The 4,557-nt window shown below is 67.0% G+C and carries 6 protein-coding genes, 1 pseudogene and 1 riboswitch; all 7 genes and pseudogenes read right to left on the reverse strand.

All coding sequences use genetic code 11. From position 1 onward, the window contains the following. On the reverse strand, window positions 1-915 hold a 915-nt coding region (locus RMO18_RS05580; RefSeq protein WP_309664462.1), incomplete at its 3' end, for a phosphotransferase. Continuing rightward, window positions 905-1,651, reverse strand: a complete 747-nt coding sequence (gene cobF, locus RMO18_RS05585) for a precorrin-6A synthase (deacetylating) (protein WP_309664464.1) — start codon at window positions 1,649-1,651, stop codon at window positions 905-907. The genes RMO18_RS05580 and cobF, both read right to left, overlap by 11 nt. Before the next feature lie 55 nt (window positions 1,652-1,706). After that, the gene (locus RMO18_RS05590; RefSeq protein ID WP_309664466.1) at window positions 1,707-2,444 is read right to left on the reverse strand and encodes a CbtA family protein; all 738 of its coding nucleotides are present in this window, start codon (window positions 2,442-2,444) and stop codon (window positions 1,707-1,709) included. A gap of 4 nt (window positions 2,445-2,448) precedes the next feature. Next, window positions 2,449-2,622 carry a CbtB domain-containing protein gene (locus tag RMO18_RS05595; protein ID WP_309664468.1) on the reverse strand — a complete coding sequence of 58 codons (174 nt, stop codon included), beginning with the start codon at window positions 2,620-2,622 and terminating at the stop codon, window positions 2,449-2,451. A 30-nt stretch (window positions 2,623-2,652) separates the two neighbouring features. Then, window positions 2,653-2,875: riboswitch (cobalamin riboswitch) on the reverse strand. A 58-nt stretch (window positions 2,876-2,933) separates the two neighbouring features. Beyond that, the gene (locus RMO18_RS05600) at window positions 2,934-3,251 is read right to left on the reverse strand and encodes a DUF1636 family protein (protein WP_309664469.1); all 318 of its coding nucleotides are present in this window, start codon (window positions 3,249-3,251) and stop codon (window positions 2,934-2,936) included. Then, entirely contained in the window at window positions 3,248-3,973 is a 726-nt protein-coding gene (gene cobA / locus RMO18_RS05605; protein ID WP_309664470.1) for a uroporphyrinogen-III C-methyltransferase, read from the reverse strand. Before cobA ends, RMO18_RS05600 begins: the two co-directional genes overlap by 4 nt. Further along, window positions 3,970-4,557: pseudogene (locus RMO18_RS05610) on the reverse strand (cobyrinic acid a,c-diamide synthase); the annotation flags it as partial. The pseudogene RMO18_RS05610 and the gene cobA, both read right to left, overlap by 4 nt.

Below are 4,557 nucleotides of genomic sequence, written 5' to 3' on the forward strand. Positions count from 1 at the left end.
GTCGGCCAGCGTCACGGTGCCTGCGGTGAACCCCGGTCCACCCAGCGCCGCGGCTGTGTCACTGTCGGCGCGGCTGCCAAGCCACGCGGTCAACAACAAGCGGCGCAGCATGATCAGCGTGGGAATGATTGCGCGGTCGGCGGTCGTCATCTGCCCGGCACGCGCATACCCGGCGCACCAGTGGTGAACCAGATCGGGCAGGCGCGGGTCGGTTTCGATGAAGGACACGGCCGAGGCGAGGTCATACATCCACCAGCCAAAGCCGCAGTCGTCAAAGTCGATGGCCCAAAGCCCGGTGTCATCACGCATCAGGTTGGCAAGCCGGAGATCGGCATGGATCAGGCCAAACACCTCTGGCCCGGTGCCGTAAGCGGCCAGACGCGCCGCAAGGTCGGCCGCGAGGCGGGCCAGAACCGCAGCACCCGCCGCATCAAGGCCCTGCGCGTCCCGCCAATGGCCCCAATGCGGTGTGGGGCCCAGAATGGTGTGAACATCCCAGCGTTTGCGGGTAAAGCCTGCGGGCAGCGCCCAGCCTCTGGCGTGGGCGTGCAGCCGCGCCGAGATTTCGCCCAACGGCCCGAACCAGGCAGCAAGATCATCGGTCGCCTGCAATTCGCTGGCGGCAATCGGTGCGAAACCGACGATGTGATGCCCGGCGACGGTCTGGATCAGCGCGCCGCTGCCATCGGCAACCGGGCGCACGCAGCGCAGCCCCGGCTGGTCTTGCAACGCGGCGAGCCAGGCCAGCTCCGAGGCGATCTCGGCCCGACTGTGGTAGCCTTGGCGGTGCACCCGCAGTACCAAAGCGTCGCCCGCCATCCAGGTGGCGTTTTCAGACCGGTTCAGCAGGACCAGCGGCGCGTCTTCGGGCAGCCCGAAGCGCTGCAGCAGCGGGCGCAGCAGATCAGGCGTCATCGCCGCGCCGCATCAGGTAGATGTCCATGATCCAGCCATGTTCAGCCCTGAGCCGGGCGCGGGTCTCAACGATCTGGCTGGCCACTTCTGTCAACGGCCCGTGGATCAGCGCCTGCTGCGGCATACCGACATAGGCGCCCCACCAGATCGTGATACCTGCGGGGTCCAGCGCTGCAAAGGCGCCGCCGCCATCCAGCATCACGGCCACGCTGTCAGCCCCAGCCGGCCAGCCTTCGTCACGCAAGCGCCTGCCGGTGGTGATGATGACCGGTGCTGCAAGGGCGTTCAGGGGGATGGCATGGGCAGCGGTCAGAACCTGCAGGCTGGTGATGCCGGGAACCACCTTGGTCTGAACGCCGTGCAGCCGGGCGGCAATGCGCAGCGTGCTGTCATAGAGCGAAGGGTCGCCCCAGACGAGCAGGCCAACCGTGCCACCGTTCGGCAGATGGGTGTCGATCAGGCCGGCCCAGGTGGCCGCGATCGCATCGTGCCAGTCATTCACCGCACCAATATAGTCAGGCTGATCGGCCCGAACGGGCAGGTCGAATTCGACCACCTTGACCGGGGCGGTCAAAACGTTGGCAAGAATCTGGCGGCGCAGATCGGCAAGATCGGCCTTGGCGTCGCCCTTGCGCGGGATCAGGATCAGATCGGCGCTATTGAGCGCATTGACCGCCTGAAAGGTCAGGTGATCGGGGTTTCCGGTACCGATACCGATCAGATGCAGGGTGGTCATGGCGGTCTTTCCTGTGGTGCGGCCCAAGCGCATGGGCCGCACGTTGGTATTGCAATCAGGCAGGTTTAGCAGCCTCTTTGGCCCATACATAGCCCGCCACCCAGCCCAGAAGCGCCCAGACCGCAAGGCCGACACCCAGCACCCGGGCGGCAAACGCCGCCGCAACCTCGGGCGGGGCGACGCCGCTGAACCCTTCCAGCTCTGGCGCGCCGATCAGGTGGGGGGCGGCCAGCAGCAAGACTGCAACAGCAACCATCGGCACACCGCGGCCATATGCGATCAGGCCAAGCCCAACCGCCGTGGCCGCAGCCGTGCCTGCCCACCACAGTTGCCGCGCGCCCAGATCTGCCGCCACGGTGCCGGGCAATTCAGGGGCGAGGCCCATCGCGGGCGCAAGCTGGAACGCGGCAAAACCTGCGATCCCCCACAACAGCCCTTCGCGCGCGGTGATCACCCGCCCGTAAACCCGCGCAAGGCCGAAGCCCGCCACAAGGATCAGCGTGTAGGCGACATAGACCAAGCCGAAAAACACGGCAGTCCAGGCGTTGCGGGTGAAGCTGGAGGCTGCCTCGCCGTGGTCATGCGTGCTGTGGTCATGCGCGGCTTCGGTGGTGCCGGTTGCCGCGTGATCACCCGTTTGGGGGGCTGCGCCGGCAAAATGCACGGCGGCCCCGGTTTCATATTCCTCGCCCAGAAGGATGTACTTCTGCACAAACGCGAAATGCAGCAGGGCCGCAAGCAGGCCTGCCGCACAACCAGCGATCAACGCGCTGGTCAGCATGTGTCGGATCATCGTTTCAGTGGCAGGGAAAGCCGGTCGCGTGGCGCACGTCATGGGCGGCGTCATGCAGGCTGGCCGATTGCGCATGGCCGGCAGCAAACAGGATAGCGCAGCCAAGCACCGCGACGAAAAGCACTGCGGCCAGCGCGGTGGTTTTTTCGGTGGTCTGGGTCGTTGTGGTCGTGTTCATCATTCGCTCCTTACCGTCACACCCGACGGCGGGTTGGTTTCTTTGCAAGGCCGGTCTCCTGACTCGCGGGTCAAAGCTGCTTTCCGCCTTCCCAGTTCCAAAGGGGGAACCAGTGGCTATTGGAAAGCCGCTCGCCGCATACAGTCGCGGGGGCGGTTGGGGTTCTGGCGCCGTTTGACGGTACGCCATTTCCCATTCCCGTTTCAGTCCGAACGCTTTGCGTGTATCGGACACCTTGCCGTTTTAGTTGCCATCAGGCGGCAAGGCAGGTCAAGGCGCAATTGCGCCATTCCAGGGCGGATTGCGACCGATCAGCCGGGAATGCGGGCGATGGCCTTGTGACGCAACGCACCGAGTATGCGGGCATCGGGCAGGTTGCCATCAGCGCTGGCGGCGTAATGCCGGGCGAAGGTGACAAGGTCGGGCAGGTCGGCTTCGGTCAGGTCGCCAAACAGGTAGGCGGTCTTGCCGGAACTGCGAAAGGCCACGGTCGAGGCGCGGGTGCAGCCTGACATGCAGTCGGTGGTGGTGACGGTTGCTGTGGCGCCGGCGGTTTGCAGCGCGGCGCGCAACGTGTCGGCAAAGCTGCCCTGGCCGAGGGCGCAGGTGGCGCAAAGGGTGATGATCATGGCGCACCCGTCGCCAGCGGGCCGAAGATGATCAGGCCGGGCAGCGGGCTGCGATCTTCGGCCAGTTGCGCGGCCAGCGTAGCAATGGTGCCGCGCTGCAGGGTCTGTTCGGGCTGGCTGACCGCCTCGGCCAGCAGGGCGGGCGTATCCGGCGGCAGACCATGCGCGATCAGGGCGGCGGCGAGGGCTGGGAAGGTGCGTTTGCCCATGAACACCACGGTGGTGGCCATCGGGTCGGCCAGCGCGGGCAGGTTCAGGCCCGGGGGCAGGTTGCCCGACGTGTCGGCGGCAGTAATGAACTGCACCCGCTGCGCGGCGCTGCGCCGGGTCAGCGGGATGCCCGCAGCGGCGGCGGCGGCCGAGGCGGAGGTCACGCCGGGGATGATCTCGAACCCGATGCCAGCGGCGCGCAGGGCATCCAGCTCCTCCTCCAGCCGCCCGAAGATGCCGCTGTCGCCGGATTTCAGACGCACGACCTGGGCACCGGTCAGCGCGTAATCCACCAGCAGCCGGCTGACGTGATCCTGTTTCGGCGAGGCGCGACCGGCACGTTTGCCAACGCCCACCAGATCCGCCCCAGGCCGGGCGAGGGCCAGGATCGGGCCGGAGGACAGATCGTCATACAAGATCGCATCGGCCAGACCGATCCGCTGCGCGGCCCGGAGCGTCAGAAGCTCCGGGTCGCCCGGCCCGGCAGAAACGAAGGAAACAAAACCGGTCATGGCGCCTCGGCGATCAGGTGGAAATAGGTGCCGGTGGACAGGCCCCCGCCGGGCTGGCGGCGATAGCTGCCGGTTTCAGGGACGGGGGTTCCCGTGGCGTCGTCGACGCGGGCTAGCGGCGGGTCGGGCTGGTCAATGATGGTGGAATAGTGGAACTCGTGGCCACGCAGCTGCGCCTCGGCGGCGTATCCGGGCACGGCTTGCGCAAGTCGGGCGCTGCGGTAGCCCAGGTGCATCTTGCGGCTGGCATAGGAGGTCACAAGGCCGAGCAGCCCAGCCATCTGGTGGCGGGTGCCCTCCTTGTCGATCAGGCCTTCGCCCATCGCCATGTAGCCGCCGCACTCGCCGTGCACGGGGCGGGTTTCGGCGAATGCGGTAAGGCCGGAACGGAAGGTGTCGGCTTGTGCCAGCACGCCAGCGTGCAGTTCCGGGTAGCCGCCGGGCAGCCAGCAGACATCTGCCGCAGGATCTGGGCGCTGGTCGGCCAGCGGCGAGAACGGCAGGATTTCCGCCCCTGCCGCGCGCCAGCCCTGTAGCAGATGCGGGTAGATGAACGAGAACGCCGCATCTCGGGCCAGGGCGAT

It is taken from the genome of Tabrizicola sp. (assembly GCF_031377265.1).
Classification (GTDB): domain Bacteria; phylum Pseudomonadota; class Alphaproteobacteria; order Rhodobacterales; family Rhodobacteraceae; genus JAUYQR01.

Coding starts and splice junctions, on each gene's coding strand:
- RMO18_RS05590 (WP_309664466.1), bottom strand. CDS start 2,444: ATGATCCGACACATGCTGACCAGCGCGTTGATCGCTGGTTGTGCGGCA.
- RMO18_RS05595 (WP_309664468.1), bottom strand. CDS start 2,622: ATGAACACGACCACAACGACCCAGACCACCGAAAAAACCACCGCGCTG.
- cobA (WP_309664470.1), bottom strand. CDS start 3,973: ATGACCGGTTTTGTTTCCTTCGTTTCTGCCGGGCCGGGCGACCCGGAG.
- cobF (WP_309664464.1), bottom strand. CDS start 1,651: ATGACCACCCTGCATCTGATCGGTATCGGTACCGGAAACCCCGATCAC.
- RMO18_RS05600 (WP_309664469.1), bottom strand. CDS start 3,251: ATGATCATCACCCTTTGCGCCACCTGCGCCCTCGGCCAGGGCAGCTTT.